17 protein-coding genes are annotated in these 20739 nt (G+C 74.3%); 11 read left to right on the top strand and 6 right to left on the bottom strand.

Going from position 1 to position 20739, the window contains the following annotated elements:
* The gene (locus tag ABD223_RS20950) at nt 1-462 is read left to right on the top strand and encodes a hypothetical protein (RefSeq protein ID WP_344038024.1); all 462 of its coding nucleotides are present in this window, start codon (nt 1-3) and stop codon (nt 460-462) included.
* A 117-nt stretch (nt 463-579) separates the two neighbouring features.
* On the opposite strand, the gene ABD223_RS20955 is transcribed toward ABD223_RS20950, so the two are convergent.
* Nucleotides 580-1551 (bottom strand): hypothetical protein, encoded by a 972-nt coding sequence (locus ABD223_RS20955; protein ID WP_344038025.1) that lies wholly within the window; start codon nt 1549-1551, stop codon nt 580-582.
* A 731-nt stretch (nt 1552-2282) separates the two neighbouring features.
* Here ABD223_RS20955 and ABD223_RS20960 point away from each other — a divergent pair.
* The 3 genes from ABD223_RS20960 (at nt 2283) to ABD223_RS20970 (ending at nt 7286) form a co-directional block, all read left to right on the top strand.
* Nucleotides 2283-3668 (top strand): sigma 54-interacting transcriptional regulator, encoded by a 1386-nt coding sequence (locus tag ABD223_RS20960; RefSeq protein ID WP_344038026.1) that lies wholly within the window; start codon nt 2283-2285, stop codon nt 3666-3668.
* Entirely contained in the window at nt 3665-5599 is a 1935-nt protein-coding gene (locus tag ABD223_RS20965) for a vWA domain-containing protein (protein WP_344038027.1), read from the top strand. Before ABD223_RS20960 ends, ABD223_RS20965 begins: the two co-directional genes overlap by 4 nt.
* A 79-nt stretch (nt 5600-5678) precedes the next feature.
* Nucleotides 5679-7286 (top strand): tetratricopeptide repeat protein, encoded by a 1608-nt coding sequence (locus ABD223_RS20970; RefSeq protein WP_344038028.1) that lies wholly within the window; start codon nt 5679-5681, stop codon nt 7284-7286.
* A 53-nt stretch (nt 7287-7339) separates the two neighbouring features.
* Here ABD223_RS20970 and ctaD read toward each other — a convergent pair whose 3' ends face one another.
* Nucleotides 7340-9112 (bottom strand): aa3-type cytochrome oxidase subunit I, encoded by a 1773-nt coding sequence (ctaD, locus tag ABD223_RS20975; RefSeq protein WP_344038029.1) that lies wholly within the window; start codon nt 9110-9112, stop codon nt 7340-7342.
* A 158-nt stretch (nt 9113-9270) separates the two neighbouring features.
* Between ctaD and mshC the strand changes: the two genes are divergently transcribed.
* The gene (gene mshC, locus ABD223_RS20980; protein ID WP_344038030.1) at nt 9271-10509 is read left to right on the top strand and encodes a cysteine--1-D-myo-inosityl 2-amino-2-deoxy-alpha-D-glucopyranoside ligase; all 1239 of its coding nucleotides are present in this window, start codon (nt 9271-9273) and stop codon (nt 10507-10509) included.
* 61 nt (nt 10510-10570) lie between these two features.
* Here mshC and ABD223_RS20985 read toward each other — a convergent pair whose 3' ends face one another.
* Both ABD223_RS20985 and ABD223_RS20990 read right to left on the bottom strand, forming a co-directional pair.
* A complete protein-coding gene (locus ABD223_RS20985) occupies nt 10571-12376 on the bottom strand; it encodes a S8 family peptidase (RefSeq protein WP_344038031.1) in 1806 nt (601 codons plus the stop codon).
* Nucleotides 12377-12573: 197 nt separating this feature from the next.
* Nucleotides 12574-13053 carry a GbsR/MarR family transcriptional regulator gene (locus ABD223_RS20990; protein WP_344038032.1) on the bottom strand — a complete coding sequence of 160 codons (480 nt, stop codon included), beginning with the start codon at nt 13051-13053 and terminating at the stop codon, nt 12574-12576.
* 98 nt (nt 13054-13151) lie between these two features.
* Between ABD223_RS20990 and ABD223_RS20995 the strand changes: the two genes are divergently transcribed.
* From ABD223_RS20995 to ABD223_RS21010, 4 genes are read left to right on the top strand one after another with little or no spacing between them, the layout of a single operon-like run.
* Nucleotides 13152-14075, top strand: coding sequence for an ABC transporter ATP-binding protein (locus ABD223_RS20995; protein ID WP_344038033.1), 924 nt, complete (start codon nt 13152-13154; stop codon nt 14073-14075).
* Entirely contained in the window at nt 14072-15664 is a 1593-nt protein-coding gene (locus ABD223_RS21000) for an ABC transporter permease (RefSeq protein WP_344038034.1), read from the top strand. Before ABD223_RS20995 ends, ABD223_RS21000 begins: the two co-directional genes overlap by 4 nt.
* 51 nt (nt 15665-15715) lie before the next feature.
* Nucleotides 15716-16273 carry a helix-turn-helix domain-containing protein gene (locus tag ABD223_RS21005; protein WP_344038035.1) on the top strand — a complete coding sequence of 186 codons (558 nt, stop codon included), beginning with the start codon at nt 15716-15718 and terminating at the stop codon, nt 16271-16273.
* Nucleotides 16270-17466 (top strand): MFS transporter, encoded by a 1197-nt coding sequence (locus ABD223_RS21010; protein WP_344038036.1) that lies wholly within the window; start codon nt 16270-16272, stop codon nt 17464-17466. Before ABD223_RS21005 ends, ABD223_RS21010 begins: the two co-directional genes overlap by 4 nt.
* 70 nt (nt 17467-17536) lie before the next feature.
* On the opposite strand, the gene ABD223_RS21015 is transcribed toward ABD223_RS21010, so the two are convergent.
* Nucleotides 17537-18433, bottom strand: coding sequence for a PAC2 family protein (locus ABD223_RS21015; RefSeq protein ID WP_344038037.1), 897 nt, complete (start codon nt 18431-18433; stop codon nt 17537-17539).
* Between the two features lie 147 nt (nt 18434-18580).
* Here ABD223_RS21015 and ABD223_RS21020 point away from each other — a divergent pair, with 147 nt between their 5' ends.
* Nucleotides 18581-19246 (top strand): HAD family hydrolase, encoded by a 666-nt coding sequence (locus ABD223_RS21020; RefSeq protein ID WP_344038038.1) that lies wholly within the window; start codon nt 18581-18583, stop codon nt 19244-19246.
* Between the two features lie 47 nt (nt 19247-19293).
* Here ABD223_RS21020 and ABD223_RS21025 read toward each other — a convergent pair whose 3' ends face one another.
* Complete coding sequence (locus ABD223_RS21025) at nt 19294-19950, bottom strand: (2Fe-2S)-binding protein (protein ID WP_344038039.1); 657 nt, start codon at nt 19948-19950, stop codon at nt 19294-19296.
* A 19-nt stretch (nt 19951-19969) separates the two neighbouring features.
* Between ABD223_RS21025 and ABD223_RS21030 the strand changes: the two genes are divergently transcribed.
* Nucleotides 19970-20698, top strand: coding sequence for a LysE family translocator (locus ABD223_RS21030; protein ID WP_344038040.1), 729 nt, complete (start codon nt 19970-19972; stop codon nt 20696-20698).
* Nucleotides 20699-20739: the final 41 nt, after the last annotated feature.

Below are 20739 nucleotides of genomic sequence, written 5' to 3' on the forward strand. Positions count from 1 at the left end.
ATGCGCCGACTCCTGCTCGTCCTCGCCGCCCTGCTCCTCCTCGCCCCCACCGCGCAGGCCGGGCCCAACCCGGTGATCCACGTCAAGAGGGCCGGCAGCCCCTCCCTGGAACTCTCCACGACCGCCGACGGCGTCGTGACGCTCCGCCCCGGCGCCGGCGGGACCGACCAGCGGTGGCGGATGTACTTCGTGGGCTCCGACCGGGTGGTGCTGGTCAGCCTGTCGGCGTCCGGCTGCCTGACGGCGGTCGCACCGCGGGACGTCCGCCTGCTCGACCCCTGCTCCGGCGAGCCCGACCAGGTCTGGGCGCGGCACGCGCTGCCGGACGAGTCCTTCGCGCTGGAGAACACCGGTCACGCGGGGCAGTGCCTGTCGGCGCGCCCCTTCACCCGCGTGGAGCTGGCGGCCTGCGACAACGGCCGCGACCGGCTCTGGACCGCCGTGATCGAGCCCAACCCCTGAGCGGGGGGCTCGCACGGGGCCTCGGGCGGGGCCTCACCGCGGGGTCTTCACCGCAGGATCTTCACCGCAGGATCTTCACCGCAGGATCTTCACAGCGGGGCTCCTCAGCGGGGCTCCTCACAGCGGGTCCCGCATCATCGGCTTGCAGTTCTCGCACAGCTCACGGTCCTCGCGGACGAGGAACATGTCCCTCCCGCACCCCCGGCACGCGGGCCAGGACCGGCCGGCGGACCGGACGCGCCGCTCCACCGGCGCGGGCGCCGCGTCGGGCAGGTAGGCGCCGAGCCCCCCGGTCAGCTGCTGGTAGTGGGCCAGGCCGAAGCGCGGCACGACGTAGACCCACCGTTCGGGCGTCCGGAGCGGGACCGCCTCGCCGGCGGGCACCATCTCGGCGACGTCGTCGACCGTGACGCCCCGCCAGGGCCGCAGCAGCGGGTGGTACCCGCCGCACGGCCGGCGCTTCCGGTCGAAGCACCGCGGGAAGTTCTCCGTCGTGCACCGGGCGGCGTGCACCAGGCGCAGACCGGTCGCGGTCGCGGCGCGCCGGGGCGGCAGGTCGTCCCAGGGGATCCGGTTGCAGCCCACCGAGGGGATGCGGTGGAACCACTTCGGCGTGCGGTCGGCGTCGGAGAACCACAGCGGCAGCCACCCGGCGCGGTGCGCCCCGCTGGTGTTCAGCGCCGCGGCGCGCGCGGTGACGTCGGAGCGCCGCAGCTCCACCCCGGTCCGGACCGGGCCGTGGATGGCCACGTCCAGCACCGTGCCGGTGCCCGTGCCGAGCCCGGTGTCCGACCGGTAGCCGGCGTCCTCGGCGGCCCGGTGCCAGTACTCCTTCTGCCGCTTGTGCTCGTCGCTCTCCAACGCGACCACGTGCTGCCCGCCCTCGAAGTGGACCGCGTAGTACCTGCCGTGCCGCTCCTCGACGTACAGCTCGTCGCGCTCGGCGTCGTCGGGTTCCAGGCAGATCAGCACCCGATCGCCCGGCCCGATCCGACCGACCAGCGACCTGACCAGGCCGTGGTCGGTCGTGGACAGGCTCGACAGGTCCAGCTCGCGGTCCTCGGGCTGGTAGAGCGCATGTGCCGTCATGGCCACCTCGCACTTCGGTCGACCGACCGCGCCACCCCGGGGTCCGACCAGCCCCGGGACCGGCATTCGCTTCGCACAGGTCCCCGCCCGGGGGACCCCTTGCTTTCATGGTGCCGGCGGGGTACGACAATTTCGGCGCTCCAGCGGCGTGACCTGCGCCGGAACGCTGTCGAGCTGCCTGCCGAACCGACCGCCTAACCGACTGCCCAGCCGACTGCCCAGCCGCCGACGAGCTGCCTGCCGAACCGTTGGCCGCTGCTGCCCGTCGCCGCGCCGCCCACCGAGCCGCCGCCTCCGCCCCGACACCCGGGGGCTGCTGCTGGGCTGTTGCCGCCGGGGCCTGAGCTGAGGGCTGCCGCTGCCGAGGCTGCCGGAGGTCGTTGCCGGAGGTCGTCGCCGCGCGCCACCGCCACCCGGGGCCGACGCCGAGGCGGACCACCCCTCGGCAGCGGCCACTCGGCCGAGCCGCTCCCCGTCAGCGGGGTCCTCGGGTGGCACCGGCCGCGGCGGCACCGGCTGCGGCGAGGACAGGTCCGGTGACATCGGGCACAGCGAACGGGTCATCCGGCAGGCGGGGCGGGCGCCTCGCGCCACCGGCGCCGTGGAACGCCGGGAAGCGGAGAGCCACAGCTGAGGACGACGACCGGGTCGGGTCCCGCCGGTGCGCGCCACCGCCCGGGGTGGAGTTGCTCCATGTCGACCGATCGCCGGAGCGCACGTAGCTTCGAGGGGTGACCCCTCAGCTTCCCACCACCGCCGGCGCGCTCCGCGCGGCAGGCCACCTGCCGCGCGGGGTGAAGGCCGAGATCCGGGACAACCTGCTGGCCGCCCTGCGCGAGGGCCGCGACCCGTGGCCCGGCATCGTGGGGTTCGACCGCACCGTGCTGCCCCAGCTGGAGCGCGCCCTCCTCGCGGGCCACGACGTGGTGCTGCTCGGTGAGCGCGGCCAGGGCAAGACCCGCCTGCTGCGCACCATCGTCGGCTTGCTCGACGAGTGGACCCCGGTCATCGAGGGCGCCGAGCTGAACGAGCACCCGCTCGCGCCCATCACCCCCGAGTCCCGCCGCCGGGCCGCCGAACTGGGCGACGACCTGCCCGTGACCTGGAAGCACCGCGACGAGCGGTTCGCCGAGAAGCTCGCCACGCCCGACACGAGCGTCGGCGACCTGGTCGGCGACGTCGACCCGGTCAAGGTCGCGCAGGGCCGCAGCCTCGGCGACCCCGAGACCATCCACTACGGCCTGCTGCCCCGCTCCCACCGCGGCGTCATCGCCGTCAACGAGCTGCCCGACCTGGCCGAGCGCATCCAGGTGTCGCTGCTCAACGTGATGGAGGAGCGCGACATCCAGATCCGCGGCTACACGCTGCGGCTCCCGCTGGACGTGCTGCTGGTGGCCACCGCCAACCCCGAGGACTACACCAACCGCGGCCGGATCATCACGCCGCTCAAGGACCGGTTCGGCGCGGAGATCCGCACCCACTACCCGCTGGAGATCTCCGCCGAGGTCGACCTGGTCCGCCAGGAGGCCGACCTGGTCGCCGAGGTCGGCGACCACCTGCTCCAGGTCATCGCCCGGTTCGTGCGGCACCTGCGCGAGTCCTCGTCGATCGACCAGCGCTCGGGCGTCTCGGCCCGGTTCGCGGTGGCGGCGGCGGAGACGGTCGCGGCGAGCGCGTTGCGCCGCGCCGCCCTGATCAACGAGAACCCGCCCATCGCCCGGCCGGTCGACCTGGGGTCGGTGCCGGCCGTGCTGCGCGGCAAGCTGGAGTTCGAGGCGGGTGAGGAGGGCCGCGAGCAGGAGGTCCTGACCCACCTGCTGCGCCGGTCCGTCGCCGACGCGGCGCGCGCGACGTTCGCGGGCCTCGACCTGCGGCCGCTGGCCGAGCTGGTCTCCGACGGGCACCCGGTGGCCACCGGCGAGCGCGTGCACGCGGGCGACCTGCTGGCCGCGCTGCCCGAGCTGCCCGTGCTGCACGAGGTGGCCGCGCGGGTCGGCGCGGGGCCCAAGGACCCGGTCGGCCGCATCGCCTCGGCCGTCGAGCTGGCGCTGGAGTCGCTCTACCTCACGCGACAGCTGTCCAAGGACAGCGACGACGACCGATCGGTGTACGGATGAGCACCTACCGGTACGGCCGCTACGTCGACGGGCCCGACCCGCTGGCGCCGCCGGTCGACCTGCGCGCGGCGATGGACGAGCTGGGCCGCGAGGTCATGGAGGGCTCCTCGCCGGAGTCGGCGCTGCGCGAGCTGCTGCGCCGCGGCCTGCCGGGCACGCGCGGCCTGGACGACCTGACCGCCCGGCTGTGGCGGCAGCGCGCGGCGCTGACCCGGCGCCACCGGCTGGACGGCACGCTCCAGGAGGTCCAGCGCCTGCTGCGGGAGGCGCTGGAGGCCGAGCGGGCGGCGCTGTTCCCCGACCCGGACGACGACGCGCGCTTCCGCGAGGCCCGGTTGGACGCGCTGCCGCAGTCCACCGCGGCGGCCGTGCGGGACCTGGCCGAGTACGACTGGCGCTCGCCGCGGGCCCGCGAGTCCTACGGGCAGATCCGGGACCTGCTCGGCCGGGAGCTGATGGAGCAGCGGTTCCAGGGCATGAAGCAGGCCATGGAGAACGTCCGGGGCGAGGACGTCAAGCGCGTCCAGGACATGCTCGCCGACCTCAACGCCCTGCTCGCCGCGCACGCGCGGGGCGAGGACACCGGCGAGCGGTTCGACCGGTTCATGCGCGAGCACGGCGAGTTCTTCCCGGAGAACCCGCGCACGGTCGACGAGCTGGTCGACGCGCTGGCCGCCCGGTCCGCCGCCGCCCAGCGGGTGATGAACTCCATGACCGAGCAGCAGCGCCAGGAGCTGTCGGCGCTGTCGCGGCAGGCGTTCGGCGACTCCGGCGTCGGCACGCAGCTGTCGCAGCTGGACTCGCTGTTGCGCGGCCTGCGGCCCGGCGAGGACTGGACCGGCTCGGCCCGGTTCCGCGGCAACAGCCCGATGGGCCTGGGCGAGGGCGCGCAGGCCATGGCCGACCTGGCCGAGATGGACGCGCTGGCCGAGCAGCTGGCCCAGTCCTACCCGGGCGCGAGCCTGGAGGACGTCGACGCGGAGGCGCTGGTCCGGCAGCTCGGCGCGGAAGCGGGCGTGGACGCCCGGCGGCTCGCCGAGCTGGAGCGCGAGCTGCGGTCGCAGAACCTGCTCGAACGCGCGCCCGACGGCTCCCTGCGGCTGACCCCGAAGGCGCTGCGCCGGCTGGGGGAGACCGCGCTGCGCGGCGTGGTCGACGGCGTGCGGTCGCGGGGGCAGCGGGACAGCTCGTCGGCGGGCGCGGCCGGTGAGCTGATCGGCTCGACCCGGCCGTGGCGGTTCGGCGACACCGAGCCGTGGCACGTGCCGCGCACGGTCACCAACGCGGTGCTGAGGTCGGCGGGCGGACCGGTGGCCCTGGACGTGGCGGACGTCGAGGTCAGCGAGACCGAGCAGCGGTCGCGGGCGGCGGTGGCGCTGTGCGTGGACACGTCCTGGTCGATGGTGCAGGACGGGCGGTGGGTGCCGATGAAGCGCACCGCACTGGCCCTGCACCACCTGGTGCGGACCCGGTTCCGGACCGACGCCCTGGAGCTGATCACGTTCGGCAGGCACGCCGAGGCCGTGGACATCGGTCAGCTCACCGCCCTGGAGGGGGTGTGGGAGCAGGGCACCAACCTGCACCACGCGCTGCTGCTGGCGGGCAGGCACGTGCGGCGGCACCCCGACGCGCAGCCCGTGGTGCTGGTGGTGACCGACGGCGAGCCGACCGCGCACCTGGAGGCGACCGGGGAGGCGGAGTTCCACTACCCGCCGCTGGACCGGACGATCGGCAAGACCCTGGTCGAGGTGGACGCCCTGGCCCGGCTGGGCGCGTCGATCACGGTGTTCCGGCTCGGCGACGACCCCCGGCTCACCGCGTTCGTGGACACCCTGGCGCGCCGCTCCGGCGGCCGCGTGGTGGCGCCCGACGAGGACGGCCTCGGCGCGGCGGTGGTGAGCGACTACCTGCGGTCGCGCAAGCGGCGCTGAACGGCGGGCGCCCGGGGCCTGCCGCCGCCGGATCCGAGGGACGTCGGGGGGCCGGACCCGGCGGTGGCAGGCTCCGGGCGTGACAGGCCCGGGGCGTGACAGACCGGGTCAAGACCTGGCCGGTACGCCGAGGAGGTGGCTGATCGTCCTGGACGACGTGCGCGACCCGGCCGACCTGAACGGCCTGTGGCCGCCGCGCACCGACACCGGCCGGGTGCTGGTGACGACCCGCCGCCGGGACGCCGCGCTGCGCGGCAACGGGCGGCTGCTGATCGAGGTCGGCCTGTTCACGCCGGAGGAGTCCCGGGTCTACCTGCGGGCCAAGCTCTCCGGGCCCGCGCCCGCGGACGCCGGCGCTCCCGTCCTCGCCCGCGCGCCGGGCCACCTGCCGCTCGCCCTGGCCCAGGCCGCGACCTACCTCATCGACCGGCGCCTGACCTGCGCCGAGTACCTGGAGCGGTTCGAGGACCAGCGCCGCGAGCTGCACGCGCTCCTGCCCGAGCCCCGGGCCCTGCCCGACCAGCACCGCGACACGGTGGCCGCGACGTGGTCGCTGTCGGTCGACATCGCGGACCGGCCCGAACCCGCCGGGCTCGCCGCGCCGCTGCTGGAGGTCATGGCGCTGCTCGACCCCAACGGCATCCCGGTGGCCGCGCTCACCTCGCCCGCGGTGCTCTTCCACCTGGAGGGCGTGTCGGGGTCCGCGGTGGGCGCGGAACAGGCCAGGGACGCCCTGATGTGCCTCGACCGGCTCAGCCTGGTCACGTTCAACCCGGCGGCCGCGCACGCGGAGGTCGGCGTCCACGCCCTGGTGCAGCGCGCCGTCCGGGACCACTGCGCGGAAGAACGCTCGCGGTCCCTGCCGACGGTGGCCGCGGACGCGCTGCTCCAGGTGTGGCCGTCGATCGAGGTCGACGCCGCCCTGGTGCAGTCGCTGCGGGCCAACGCGGCGGCCGTCCACGCCGCGGCGGGCGCGGGGCTGTGGCGCGAGGGCCGGCACTCGCTGCTCCTGCGCGCCGGCGCCGGCCTGGGCGGCAGCGGGCTCGTCGACGAGGCGCGCGACTACTTCGAGCAGCTCCTCGCGACGGCCGAGCGCCACCTGGGGCCCGACCACCCGGACACCGCCGCGACGCTGGGGGACCTGGCCTTCTGGCAGGCCGAGGCCGGTGACCAGGACGCCGCGCTGTCGACGCACGAGCGCTGGTTCACCCGGCTGCTCGGGCTGCGCGGGCCCAACCACCCCGACACGCTCGCGGCGCTCGGGGACTTCGCCCACCACCTGACCGAGGCGGACCGGGCGGCCGAGGCCGCCGACACGTTCCGGCGCTTCCTGGACGAGCACCTGGCCGTGCTGGGCCCGGAGCACCCGTTGAGCGGGGGCGGGGGCGGCAGCCGCGCCAAGCGCAACACCGCGTTGATCGTGTCGACCCACGAGGCGCTGCTGGGGGTGCAGTCGAGGGTGCTCGACCCCGACGACCCGGCCGTCCTGACGACCCGCAGCCGCCTCGCGCGGTGGCTGGACAAGGCCGGGGACCGCCGGGCGGCCAGGGCCGCGTTCGAGGAGCTGCTCGCGGACCGGCTGCGGGTGCTGGGCCCGGACCACGACAGCGTCCAGAACACCCGCAGCAACCTCGCCCACTGGCGCAGCCGGGCCGGTTTGGACCGGCGGACGGGCGCCCGCCGCTGATCCCGGCGGCGGTTACCCGGGAGCACGTCAACCCTCCGCGTCAACCCTCCGCGTCAACCCTCCGCGTCGTGGTCGACCTCCCGGTCGGTCGGCGCCAGCGCCTTGTCCGTCGCCGGGTCCCGGGAGTCGCCGCGGCGGTCCCGCTTGAACAGCGAGAACTGCGCCTCGTCCCGCATCCGCTCGACCATGTGCGGGTGGTGCAGCTCGAACGCGGGCCGCTCGGAGCGGATGCGGGGCAGTTCGGTGAAGTTGTGCCGGGGCGGCGGGCAGGAGGTCGCCCATTCGAGCGAGTTGCCGAAGCCCCAGGGGTCGTCGTGGCCGGCCGGGTCGCCGAACCGGTAGCTGCGGAACACGTTCCACACGAACGGCAGCACGGACGCGCCCAGCAGGAATGCCCCGATCGTGGAGATCGTGTTCATCAGGGTGTAGCCGTCCTGGGGCAGGTAGTCCGCGTAGCGGCGGGGGAACCCGAGGTTGCCGAGCCAGTGCTGGATCAGGAACGTGCCGTGGAAGCCGAGGAACGTGGTCCAGAAGTGCAGCTTGCCCAGCGGTTCGTCGAGCATCCGCCCGGTCATCTTCGGGAACCAGAAGTAGATGCCCGCGTAGGTGGCGAACACGATCGTGCCGAACAGGACGTAGTGGAAGTGGGCCACGACGAAGTAGGTGTCGGTGACGTGGAAGTCCAGCGGCGGCGAGGCCAGGATGATGCCGGTCAGGCCGCCGAGCAGGAACGTCACCAGGAAGCCCACCGCGAACAGCATCGGCGTCTCGAAGGTGAGCTGACCGCGCCACATCGTGCCGATCCAGTTGAAGAACTTGATGCCGGTCGGCACCGCGATGAGGAACGTCATCAGGGAGAAGAACGGCAGCAGCACCGCGCCGGTGGCGAACATGTGGTGCGCCCACACCGCCACCGACAGGGCGGCGATCGCGAACGTCGCGGCGACCAGCCCCTTGTAGCCGAACAGGGGTTTGCGGCTGAACACCGGGAAGATCTCGGTGACGATGCCGAAGAACGGCAGCGCGACGATGTAGACCTCGGGGTGGCCGAAGAACCAGAACAGGTGCTGCCACAGGATCACGCCGCCGTTGGCCGGGTCGAACACGTGCGCGCCCAGGTGCCGGTCGGCGGCCAGGCCCATCAGCGCGGCGGTCAGGATCGGGAACGCCAGCAGGATCAGGATCGAGGTGACGAAGATGTTCCAGGTGAAGATCGGCATCCGGAACAGGGTCATGCCCGGCCCGCGCAGGCACACCACGGTGGTGACCATGTTGACGCCGCCGAGGATCGTGCCCAGGCCGGACACCGCCAACCCCATGATCCACAGGTCCGCGCCGACGCCCGGCGAGTGCGCCGCGCCGCTCAGCGGAGTGTAGGCGGTCCACCCGAAGTCCGCCGCGCCGCCGGGTGTGACGAACGAGGTGAGCACGGTCAGGCCGCCGAACAGGAACAGCCAGTAGGAGAGGGCGTTGAGCCGGGGGAACGCCACGTCCGGCGCGCCGATCTGCAACGGCAGGACGTAGTTGGCGAACCCGAACAGGATGGGCGTGGCGTAGAGCAGCAGCATGATCGTGCCGTGCAGGGTGAACAGCTGGTTGTACTGCTCGTTCGACAGGAACTGGAGCCCCGGCCGCGCCAGCTCGCCCCTGAGCAGCAGCGCCATCAGCCCGCCGACCAGGAAGAACGCGAACGACGTGGTCAGGTACATCAGGCCGATCTGCTTGGGGTCGGTGGTCCGCGCCAGGCCCAGGAGCACCGCGCCCCTGGGCCGGCGCCGGGCGGCGCCCGGGTGGATGACCACGGGTTCCGGCTTGAGCGCGGTCATGACCGCCTCCCTCGTCCCGACGACGTGAGCCGGCTCACATGGTCCTCGGGTCGCCGGTCGCGGGCAACCGGCGCGGCGACGCGCCGTCACCGGTCGGCCGGCGGTCCCAAGGCGCGGACGTGCCGGCGCGCCGGTCGGCGCGAGTTAGGGTCGAGAACATGCAGACCTGGTCCTCCACCCCAGTCCCGCGGGTAGCGGGCGAGCCGCGCCCGCTGCGGCTGTTCGACACCGCCACCGGCGAGGTGCGCCCGACCGCCCCCGGCCCCACCGCCGGGATGTACGTCTGCGGCATCACCCCCTACGACGCCACCCACCTCGGGCACGCGGCGACCTACCTGGCGTTCGACCTGGTCCACCGGGTGTGGTTGGACAACGGGCACGACGTGCACTACGTGCAGAACGTCACCGACGTCGACGACCCGCTGCTGGAGCGGGCGGAGCGCGACCAGGACGACTGGGTGGTCCTGGCGATGCGCGAGACCGCGCTGTTCCGGGAGGACATGGAGGCGCTGCGGGTCCTGCCGCCGCGCGAGTACGTCGGCGCGGTCGAGTCGATCCCGGAGATCGTCGAGGCGATCGGCAAGCTCCTGGCCTCCGGCGCGGCCTACCGGGTGGACGACCCGGAGTTCCCGGACGTGTACTTCGACCACGGCGCGACCGGCCGGTTCGGCTACGAGTCGAACTACGACCTGGACACGATGACCAGGTTCTTCGCCGAGCGCGGCGGCGACCCGGACCGGCCGGGCAAGCGCCACCCGCTGGACGCGCTGCTGTGGCGCGCGGCGCGGGAGGGCGAGCCGTCGTGGCCGTCGGAGCTGGGCGAGGGCCGGCCGGGGTGGCACATCGAGTGCAGCGCCATCGCGCTCAACCGCCTGGGCACGTCGTTCGACGTCCAGGGCGGCGGCTCGGACCTGGTCTTCCCGCACCACGAGTTCTCCGCCGCGCACGCCGAGGCGCTGACCGGCGAGCACCCGTTCGCGCGGCACTACGCGCACGCGGGCATGATCGGCCTGGACGGCGAGAAGATGTCCAAGTCACGGGGCAACCTGGTCTTCGTGTCCAAGCTGCGGGCGCAGAAGGTGGACCCGAACGCCATCCGCCTGGCCCTGCTGTCCGGCCACTACCGCGCCGACCGGCCGTGGACCGACGAGCTGCTGGCGTCGGCCCAGGAGCGCCTGGCCCGCTGGCGGCGGGCGGCGGCGCTGCCGACCGGCCCGGACGCGGCCCCGACCGCGGCGAGGCTGCGCGACCACCTCGGTGACGACCTGGACACGCCGAAGGCGCTGGCCGCGCTGGACGCCTGGGCCTCGGAGGCGCTGTCGGTCGGCGGGTCGGACGCCACCGGGCCGACGCTGTTCCGGGCGGCGGTGGACTCGCTGCTGGGCGTGGAGCTGTAGACCGGTGACCGGGCGCCGCCCCCGGACCGCGCGACGCGGTCCGGGGGCGGTGGTCACCGGATCAGGCGTCCAGCGTCCAGCTGTTGATGGAACCCGTGTCGAAGGACGCCGCGTCGCGCACCCGGAGCTGCCAGGTGCCCGCCGCCGCCTCCGAGGACGCGTTCACGGTGTACGAGCGGTTGATGTTGTCCGCGCTGCCGCCGGAGCGGTTGTGCAGGTTGTAGACCGAGCCGTCGGGGGCCACGAGGTCCACGACGAGGTCACCGATGTAGGTGTGCAGGATGTCCACCTGCACCGTCGTGGTGGCCGACGCGCTGCCCGAGCAGGTCAGGGCGATCGGGCTGGTGACCGTGGCGTTGTCGCGGATGGCCACGTCGGTGCCGTTGGTCGCCGAGGCGCAGCCGCCGCCGACGGCCGTGACCGCCCACGAGAACGACGTGCCGCCGGTCCGGCCCGCCGAGTCCGTCGCGGTCACCGACACCGAGTACGAGCCGGTGGCCGTGGGCGTGCCGCTGATCAGGCCGGACGAGCTGATCGACAGGCCGGGCGGCAGGCCGGTGGCCGAGAAGGAGTACGGCGGGGTCCCGCCGGACGCGGTCAGCTGGAGGCTCACCGGGGTGCCGACCGCGGTCGACTGGTTGCCGGGGTTGGCGACCGCCGGGCCGCCGGGCGTGGCGCTGCCGGTGAACAGCAGCTTGTTCGCCGAGCCCGTGCCGGGGCTGGTGATCTTGTCCGAGGTGGCGGCGTCGACGATGGCCGCGTTCACCGCGGGCGGCGCGGCCGTCGGGTTGGCCGCCAGGTACAGCGCCACCGCGCCCGCCACGTGCGGCGACGCCATGGACGTGCCGCTGATGGTGTTGGTGGCGGTGTCGTTGGTGTGCCAGGCCGAGGTGATGTTCTGGCCGGGCGCGAACAGGTCGGTGCACGTGCCGTAGTTGGAGAACGAGGCGCGGGCGTCGGTGTTGGTCGACGCGTTCACGCTCAGCGCCTCGGCCACGCGGGCGGGCGAGTAGTTGCAGGCGTTGGCGTTGGAGTTGCCGGACGCCACCGCGTAGGTGATGCCCGCCGCGATGGAGTTGCGCACCGCGGTGTCCAGGGCGGTGTCGACGCCGCCGCCGAGCGACATGTTGGCCACGGCGGGCTTGACCGCGTTCTGGGTGACCCAGTTGACGCCGTTGACCACGCCCGCGGTGGTGCCGGAGCCGGCGCAGTTGAGCACCTTCACCGCGACCAGCCGGACCTCCTTGGCCACGCCGTGGGCGGTGCCGCCGACCGTGCCGGCGACGTGGGTGCCGTGGCCGTTGCAGTCGGTGTTGTTGGTGTCGACGGTGTTGGTGCCCCAGGTGGCCCGGCCGCCGAAGTCCTGGTGCGTGGTGCGGATGCCGGTGTCGATGATGTACGCCCGCACGGTGCTCGCGGTCGTCGCGTAGTTGTAGGCGCTGTCCAGCGGCAGGTCGCGCTGGTCGATGCGGTCCAGGCCCCACGACGGCGGGTTCGGCTGGACCGCGTCCAGCTCCACCGGCAGGTCGGCCTGCACGAACGCCACGCGCGGGTCGGCGGCCAGGCGCCGGGCCTGGGTGTCGGACAGGGTCGCGTGGAAGCCGTTCAGGGCGTGCTGCCACGCCGTGCGCACCTGGCCGCCGTACTTGCCGACCAGCGAGGACGCGGTCGAGGCGGACGCGGCGCGCGGTGAGGCCGTGTCGTTGAGCACCACGACGTAGGAGCCGGGGACGGCGTCGGCGCGATCCGCGCCGAGCACGGCGCCCTCGGCCGCGGCCACGCCGGTGTTCGCGAGGGTGAGGGCGGCGGCCGACACGGCGGCCAGGCCGAGCGCGGCCAGTCTTCGGGTCGTGCGGTTGTCTCCCATGACGGGGTCTCCCTAGAGCAGGGCTGCTCGACCGCGCCGGCCTCGGGCCGGTCGGTCGGGCGTGCAGGGATGGGGGACGTTCGCGAACGGCGGTGCGACCTGGTCAAGTGCATCGTGGGGGCGGGTTCGAACCCGGCACTAGGGCCGATAGTCGTGAATGCGAGCCCTCCGCGATCAAGGCTTCGGAGCCCCTGCGGTCAGGCGCCGAACTCCCGGGCCCGGTGCTCCCGCCAGTGCGCCAGCAGGGTGGGCAGCTCGCCCTGGATGAACTCGAAGAAGGCGCGCATCTCCGCGATGCGCCGCCCGGCGGGGCTGTCCGGTCCCAGCACCTCGATGCCCTCCTTGAGCGGGACCTCCCAGCGGCGGAACATCTCGTCGCGGCGGAACAGCGCCTCGTACCAGACGTCGTCGAACACCCGGTACACGTCGCGCCGCGTGCCCGTCTCGCGCTCGCGGCTGACCAGCCGCACCTGGGTCAGGTAGCGGACCGCGCCGGAGATCGCCGCGGGGGAGACGCGCAGCAGGTCGGCCAGCTCGGCGGCGGTGAGGCTGCCGGAGTCGGCGGAGAGCAGCGCGACGAAGACGCGCGCGGGCATCCGGGGGACGCCGGCCTCCACGAACACCGAGGAGAAGCGCTCGATGAAGCGCAGCACCGCCTGGTCGTCACGCTCGTCCACCTCTGACACCGCCGCATCATCTCCCAACGCCCGAGCGGGCGGAAGTTTATACGGTTCCTTAACTTCACGATTTTGTGAAAGTACTGTAACTTCTGATCATGACATCTGCGATATCCGTGTCGGGCCTGGTCAAGGACTTCGGCCCGACGCGCGCGCTGGACGGTCTGGACCTGACCGTCCGCCAGGGGGAGGTGCACGGCTTCCTCGGCCCGAACGGGGCGGGCAAGTCGACCGCGATCCGGGTGCTCCTCGGCCTGCTGCGGGCCGACGCGGGCGCCGTGTCGCTGCTGGGCGGCGACCCGTGGCGCGACACCGCCGCGCTGCACCGCCGGCTCGCCTACGTGCCCGGCGACGTGAGCCTGTGGCCGAACCTGACCGGCGGCGAGGTGATCGACCTGCTGGGCCGGCTGCGCGGCGGCCTGGACGAACGCCGCCGCGCCGAGCTGCTGGACCGCTTCGAGCTGGACCTGCGCAAGAAGGGCCGCGCCTACTCGAAGGGCAACCGGCAGAAGGTGGCCCTGGTCGCGGCGCTGGCGTCGGACGTGGAGCTGCTGATCCTGGACGAGCCGACCTCCGGGCTGGACCCGTTGATGGAGGCGGTGTTCCAGGAGTGCGTCGACGAGCTGCGCGGCGAGCGGACCGTGCTGCTGTCGAGCCACGTGCTGGCCGAGGTCGAGGCGCTGTGCGACCGGGTCAGCATCATCCGCGACGGCCGCACCGTGGAGACCGGCACGCTGGCCGAGCTGCGCCACCTCACCCGCACCAGCGTGTCCGCCGAGCTGGCCGGCCCGCTCGACGGCCTCGCGGACCTGCCCGGCGTGCACGACCTGGTGGTCCGGGGCCCGCGCGTGCGGTTCGAGGTCGACGGCGAGCACCTGGACGGCGCGCTGCGCGCCCTGCTCGGGGCGGGCGTGCGGGCGTTGACCAGCCGGCCGCCCACGCTGGAGCAGCTGTTCCTGCGCCACTACGGCGGCGCGCCGGAGGCCGCCAGCCGCGTCACTCCCGGCCCGGTGCCGTCGTGACCGGCCTCGGCGCGCTGGTGCGCCTGGCGCTGCGGCGCGACCGGCTGCTGCTCACCGCGTGGGTGGTGGGCCTGGTCGGCATCACGCTGGCCACCGCCTCGGGCATGTCCGAGCTGTACGGCACGGTCGAGTCGCGCCGGCAGCTCGCCGCGACGGCGGGCTCGAACCCCGCGTTCCTGGCGATGCTCGGCCCCCTCCACGACGCCGACACCATCGGCGGCGTGCTGACCTGGCGGTGGGGCGTGTTCGCCGGCCTGCTGGTCGGCCTGATGAGCGCGTTCCTGGTCACCCGGCACACGCGCGCGGAGGAGGAGACCGGCCGGCTGGAGCTGATCGGCTCGACCGTCGTCGGCAGGCACGCGCCGCTGACCGCGGCCCTGGTCACCGCGCTGGTGGCGAACCTGCTGGTCGGCGGCCTGATCGCGGTCGGCCTGATCGGGCTCGGCGAGGGCGTGGGCGGTTCCGCGGCCCTGGGCGCGGCGCTGGCCTCGGTCGGCCTGGCGTTCGCCGGGGTCGGGGCGGTCGCCGCGCAGCTGCCGGAGAGCGCCCGCACCGCCAACGCGCTCGCCGGCGCCGTGCTGGGCCTGTCCTACGTGCTGCGGGCGGTCGGCGACGCGGCGGGCGAGCACGGCCCGACCTGGCTGACCTGGTGCTCGCCGCTGGGCTGGGTCGAGCTGACCAGGCCGTTCGCCGAGGAGCGGTGGTGGGTGCCGCTGCTGTCGCTCGGGTCGGCGGTGGCGCTGGCAGGGCTCGCGGCCCTGCTGGTGACCCGGCGCGACAGCGGCGGCGGACTCCTGCCCGCCCGGCTGGGGCCGGCCCGCGCGCCGAGGTCGCTGGGCGGCGCGTTCGGCCTGGCCTGGCGGTTGCAGCGGGGGGTGCTGCTGGGCTGGGCGCTGGGCCTGTTCGCGCTCGGCGCGGTGTACGGGGCGGTCGCGCGGGGCGTGGAGGAGATGTTGGAGGCCAACCCGGCGCTGCGGCAGGTCATCGAGGGCATGGGCGGCTCCGGCGGCCTGGTGGACGTCTACCTGGCCTCGATCCTCGGCATCATCGCGCTGTTCAGCGCCGTCTACGCGGTGCAGGCGACGCTGCGGCCGCGCGCCGAGGAGGTGGGGCTGCGCGCCGAACCGGTGCTGGCCACGCCCGTGAGCAGGGTCGCGTGGGTCGGCGGCCACGCGGGGATCGCGGTCGTCGGCGCGGTGGTGGTGCTGGCCGCGGCCGGCCTGGGCGCGGGCCTGGTGCACGGGCTGCGGGTGGGCGACGTGGGCGGCCAGGTCGTCCGGCTGGTCGGCGCGGCCCTGGCGCACGCGCCGGCGGTGTGGGTGGTCGCGGGCCTGGCGCTGACCGTGTTCGCCCTGGTCCCGAAGCTGACCTCGGCGACCTGGGCGGTGCTGGTGGTGTTCCTGGTGCTCGGCCAGCTCGGACCGCTGCTGCGGCTCGACCAGTGGGCGATGGACCTCTCGCCGTTCACGCACGTGCCGAAGGCGCCGGGCGCGGAGGTCGCCGCGGGCCCGCTGCTGTGGCTGGTCCTGGTCGCGGCGGCGCTGGTGGCGGTCGGGCTGGTCGGCTTCCGCAGGCGCGATGTCGGCTGACATCTGAAAGAGGTCTTTCGAAAGAATGCTTTCAGGTTTATCGTCGGGGCCATGGAACTCCCACGGCCCCGACGGGTCACCGACGTCGAAGCGCTCAAGGCGCTGGCCCACCCGCTGCGCGTGTCGCTGCTCAACCACCTCGTCTCGCTCGGACCGCGCACCGCCAGCGAGTGCGCCGAGGCGGTCGGCTCGACCGCGTCCAACTGCAGCTGGCACCTGCGGCAACTGGCGAAGTTCGGCTTCGTCGAGCGCGCCGACGCCACCGGCGGGCGGGATCGGCCCTGGCGGGCCACGTCCGTCGGCTACGAGGTCGGCGGGTTCGACGAGGACCCGGCGGTGCGCGCGCAGCAGGACGCGCTGCTGGTGCTCCAGCTCAACGAGGAGAACCGGCTGGCGCAGCGCTTCCTGGAGCGGCAGCACGAGCTGCCGGGGGAGTGGTTGGAGGCCTCGTCGCTGCACGGCTACTCGGTCAACGTGACCGCCGAGGAGCTGGGTGGCCTGCTCGGCGCGATCGACGACCTGCTGCGCCCCTACCTGGTGCCCGTGCGCGAGGACGTCCCCGAGGGCGCGCTGCCCGTCCACGTCGGCCTGCGGGCGTTCCCGCGGTGACCGGGCCGCTGGAGGAGCCGGCGTTCCGCCGGCTGTGGCTCGCCGGGTTCGTCTCCGAGGTCGGCGACTGGGTGCTGCTGGTCGCCCTGCCCGTGTACGTCTACCAGCGCACGGGCTCCGCGGCGGCCACCGCGACCACGTTCGTGGTCGCGCTGCTGCCGAGCCTCGCGCTGTCGCCGGTGGCCGGCGTGCTGGCCGACCGCTGGGACCGCCGCCGGCTCGTCGTCGTGGTGAGCCTCGCCCAGGCGGTCGCCCTGCTGCCGCTGCTGACCGGGGACCTGGTGGTGCTCAACGCGGTCGTCGCGGTGCAGTCGGGGCTGGCGGCGCTGTTCCAGCCCGCCGTGAACGCCCTGCTGCCCACCCTCGTGCCGCGCGGGCAGCTGGTCGCCGCCAACGGGCTGGTCAGCCTCAACAGCACCGTCGCCCGGCTGGTCGGCGCGTCCCTCGGCGGGCTGCTGCTCGGGCACGCCGGGCTGTCCGGCGTGGTGCTGGTCGACGCCGCGTCGTTCCTGCTCGCCGCGGGGCTGCTGGCCTCGCTGCGCGCACCGGACCGGGAGGGCGGCGCGGGCGGGGCGGCGACCGTGCCGCCGTGGCGGGCCTGGCTGGACGGCCTGCGCGAGATCCGCGGCCCGCTGCGGCCGATGATCGCCGTGTTCCTGCTGACCGCGACCGGCCAGGGCCTGTTCGTGGTGCTGTTCGTCGTGTTCGTCACCGAGCGCCTCGGCGGCGGCGCGACCGAGGTGGGCCTGCTGCGCGGGGTGCAGGCGGTCGGCGGGCTGGTCGCGGGCCTGCTGGTCGGCGTGCTCTCGCGGCGGTTCGCCGCCGACCGGCTGCTGGGGGTGGCGCTGATCGCCTTCGCGGTCGTCGCGGCGGTCGGCTGGAACGGATCGCACCTCACCACCGCCCTGGGCTTCCACCTCGGCGTGTTCGCCGTGGTGGGCGCGCCGGGGGTGCTCATCGGGGTCGGCTCGACGTCGGTGCTCCAGCTCTCGACCGGCGACGAGGTGCGGGGCCGGGTGATGGCGACCTTCCTCGGCCTCTTCGACGCCTGCCAGGGCGTCGGGATGGTGCTGGCGGGCGCACTGACGCCCGTGCTCGGCCTGTCCGCGCTGCTCAACGCCCAGGCCGGGTTGTACCTGGTCGCGGGGGTGCTGGCGCTGGCGACGCTGCGGAGGGCCTCGGTGAGGGCCTGACGCCGGCCCACGCGCCGGCCGGGTTCACGTGCCGGTCGGGGTCATGTGCCGGTTCACGCGCCGGTCGGGCTCACATGCCGGTCGGCCCGCGCCCCGGCCCCCGGCCGCGCCGCCGCAGGTAGCGCTCGAACTCGGCGGCGATCGCGTCGCCGCTGGCCTCGGTGATCTGGATCTCCGCGTCGCCGCGCTCCTCCAGCGCCCGCACGTAGTTGCGCACGTCCTCGTCCTCGTCGGCCATCTCGCTGACCGTGCGCTCCCACTCCTCGGCCTGCTCGGGCAGCGCGCCGAGCGGCACCTCGACGTCCAGCACCTCCTCCACCCGGTGCAGCAGCGCCAGCGTGGCCTTGGGCGAGGGTGGCTGGGACACGTAGTGCGGCACGGCCGCCCAGAACGAGATCGCGGGCACCCCCGCCTGCACGCACAGGTCCTGGAACACGCCCACGATGCCGGTCGGCCCCTCGTACCGGGACCGCTCCAGCCCGTACTTGGACGCCGCCGCGGCGTCGTAGGCCGTCCCGGTCACCGGGACCGGCCGGGTGTGCGGCGTGTCCATCAGCAGCGCGCCCAGGGTGACCACGGTGGTCACGCCCAGGTCCTCGATGTGGCCCAGCAGCTCGGCGGCGAACTTCCGCCAGCGCATGTTCGGCTCGATGCCGTGCACGAGCACCACGTCGGTCGCCGACCCCGGCGGCCGGCACACCGACAACCGGGTGGTCGGAAATTCCACCCTACGGGTGACCCCATCCACCATGCGGACTGTGGGACGGGTCACCTGGAAGTCGTAGTAGTCGTCCGGATCGATCTCGGCCAGCGGCGTCGCGTCCCACGTGAGTTGCAGGTGCTCGATCGCCGTGCTGGCGGCGTCGCCAGCGTCGTTCCACCCCTCGAAAGCCGCCACCATGATCGGGTTGGTGAGCGGTTTGCTGGGGTCGAAGGGGGTCTGGGCGGCCTGGTCCGGATCGGTCACCGGGCCAGCCTACGACCACCGGCGCGCGCCTGACGCCGTAGGCTGGTCCACGTCGGGTCGTGTCCCGCCGCCGCTTCGGGGCGCGCCCGTTCGTCCTGGCCGGCCACCACCTCGGGTCGGCGTCGCGTGAACCCGGGAAGGTCGTGGATGACGGTCGAGGCTGTGCTGTGGGACATGGACGGCACGCTGCTGGACTCGGAGAAGCTGTGGGACGTCCCGCTGTTCGAGTTCGTGGGGAAGCTGGGCGGCGAGTTGTCGCTGGAAACCCGCCACGCGATGGTCGGCACGAGCGTGCCCAAGACGATGGCGCTGCTGTTCGCCGAGGTCGGCATCCACGCGCCCACCGAGGAAGAGGTCTCCGACGGCGCGGCGTGGATCATCCGCCGGACCGAGGAGGTGTTCCGCGCCGGGCTGCCGTGGCGGCCGGGCGCGCAGGCGGCGCTGCGCGCGGTGCGGGACTCCGGCGTGCCGATGGCGCTGGTCACCTCCACCGAGCGCGGGCTGACCGAGGTCGCCCTGGACACCATCGGCCGCGACCTGTTCGACGTGACGGTGTGCGGTGACGAGGTGGACGGGCAGAACAAGCCGCTGCCCGAGCCCTACCTGAAGGCGGCCCGCCTGCTGGGCGTCGACCCGGCGCGGTGCGTGGCGGTCGAGGACTCGCCGACCGGCGTGGCCGCCGCGGAGGCCGCCGGGTGCACCGTCCTGGTGGTGCCGTGCGACGTGCCGGTGCCCGCGGGCGAGCGCCGCGTGTTCCGCGACTCCCTGGTGGGCGTCGACCTGACGGCGCTCGCCCGGCTGCTGGACCGCTGACCCGCCCGGCCGCGGCCGGTCACGGCGCCGGTCACGGCAGGGCGCGGTCACAGCAGGGCGCAGTCACCGCACTTGCCGCCGCCGTCGAGCCGGTAGTACAGGCAGCAGTTGCGCCGCCGGAACGCCACCTCGCCGGGGAACGGGACGAACTCGCCGGCGCCCCGCAGGGGCGGCTCGGCGAACAGCTCCTCACCCAGCCGCACGCACTCCTCGGCACTCGCCGCCCCGCCGCGCGCGACCACTCGCAACGCCCCCGCCGCCGACGACGCCGCGTTGCCCCACAGCAGCCCGGGCGCGACCGGGACGACCGAGCGGACCGCCGCCACCACGGGCGCCAGCGACTCGGCGACGCCCACGCCCCCGACCGGCTCCTTGAGCCGGACCCGCAGGCCGTCCTCGTCGTAGCGCCACCAGAGGTTCGCGGGCCGCACGTCCGGCGCGGCGCCGCCGACGGCGAGCGCGGCCACCACCGGCGACAGCAGGCGGGCGGTGTAGCTGAGGAAGAACAGCGAGGCGGCGACCCGCGGTTCGGCGGTGCGGTAGCGGGCGGCGATCCGGTCCACGGTGGCGGGCAGGGCGGGCCCGTCCAGCAGCGCGGAACCGTCGTGCCAGCCCTCGTCGGGCCTGCCGACGTCGAGGGCGAAGAAGGGGCTGAGGCCGCGGATCTGCCGCAGGGTGGCCAGGACGAGGGAGAACTCGGACACGTGGCCTAGTCTGCCGCCCGTGGACGCGCTGGGGTTGGGACTGTCCCTGGGACTGGCGGCGAGCATCAGCCCCGGCCCGCTGCTGGTGCTGGTCGTGACGTCGGCCCTGAGGTCCGGCCGGAGGGCGGGCGTGCTGGCCGCGTGCGCGCCGCTGCTGTCGGACGCCGCGGTGGTCGGCGTGACGTTGCTGCTGCTGGACCGGCTGCCGGAGCGGGCGCTGGGCGTGCTCGGGGTGGTGGGCGCGGTGTTCGTGGTGTGGAACGGGGTGGCCACGGTGCGCGACGCGCGCACGGCGTCGCTGGAGCGGACCGCGGATCCCGCTGTGGATTCCCCTGTAGGTTCCACTGCCCCGCCATCCCCCGACCAGGCTTCGCAGGAGTCCCCGCCCAAGGGAACCCCTGCTTTCACGATAGCGCAGGGGTCCGACAACCCGGACTTCCTGGCCCTGCGCCGGGCGGTCCTGGTGAACCTGCTCAGCCCCCACCCGTGGGTGGCGTGGGCGACCGCGCTGGGGCCGCTGACCGTCACCACGTGGCGGGCGTCCACCGGGGCGGGGGTGGCGTTGCTGGCGGGCTTCTACGTGACGCTGGTGGGCGGCAAGGTGGTGATCGCGCTGCTGGTGGCGCGGGGGCGCAGGCACCTGGGCGACGCCGGTTATCGACGGGCGTTGGTGTTCTCGGGGGTGCTGCTGGTGGTGGCGGGCGTCGCGCTGGGCGTCGAGTTCGGGCCCACGCTGTTCGGGTGGTGAGTCGGATTCGGAAGGCCGGGCGCACTGTTCCCGCACTTCCC

Source organism: Saccharothrix xinjiangensis, from assembly GCF_039527585.1.
GTDB classification, from domain to species: Bacteria; Actinomycetota; Actinomycetes; order Mycobacteriales; family Pseudonocardiaceae; genus Actinosynnema; species Actinosynnema xinjiangensis.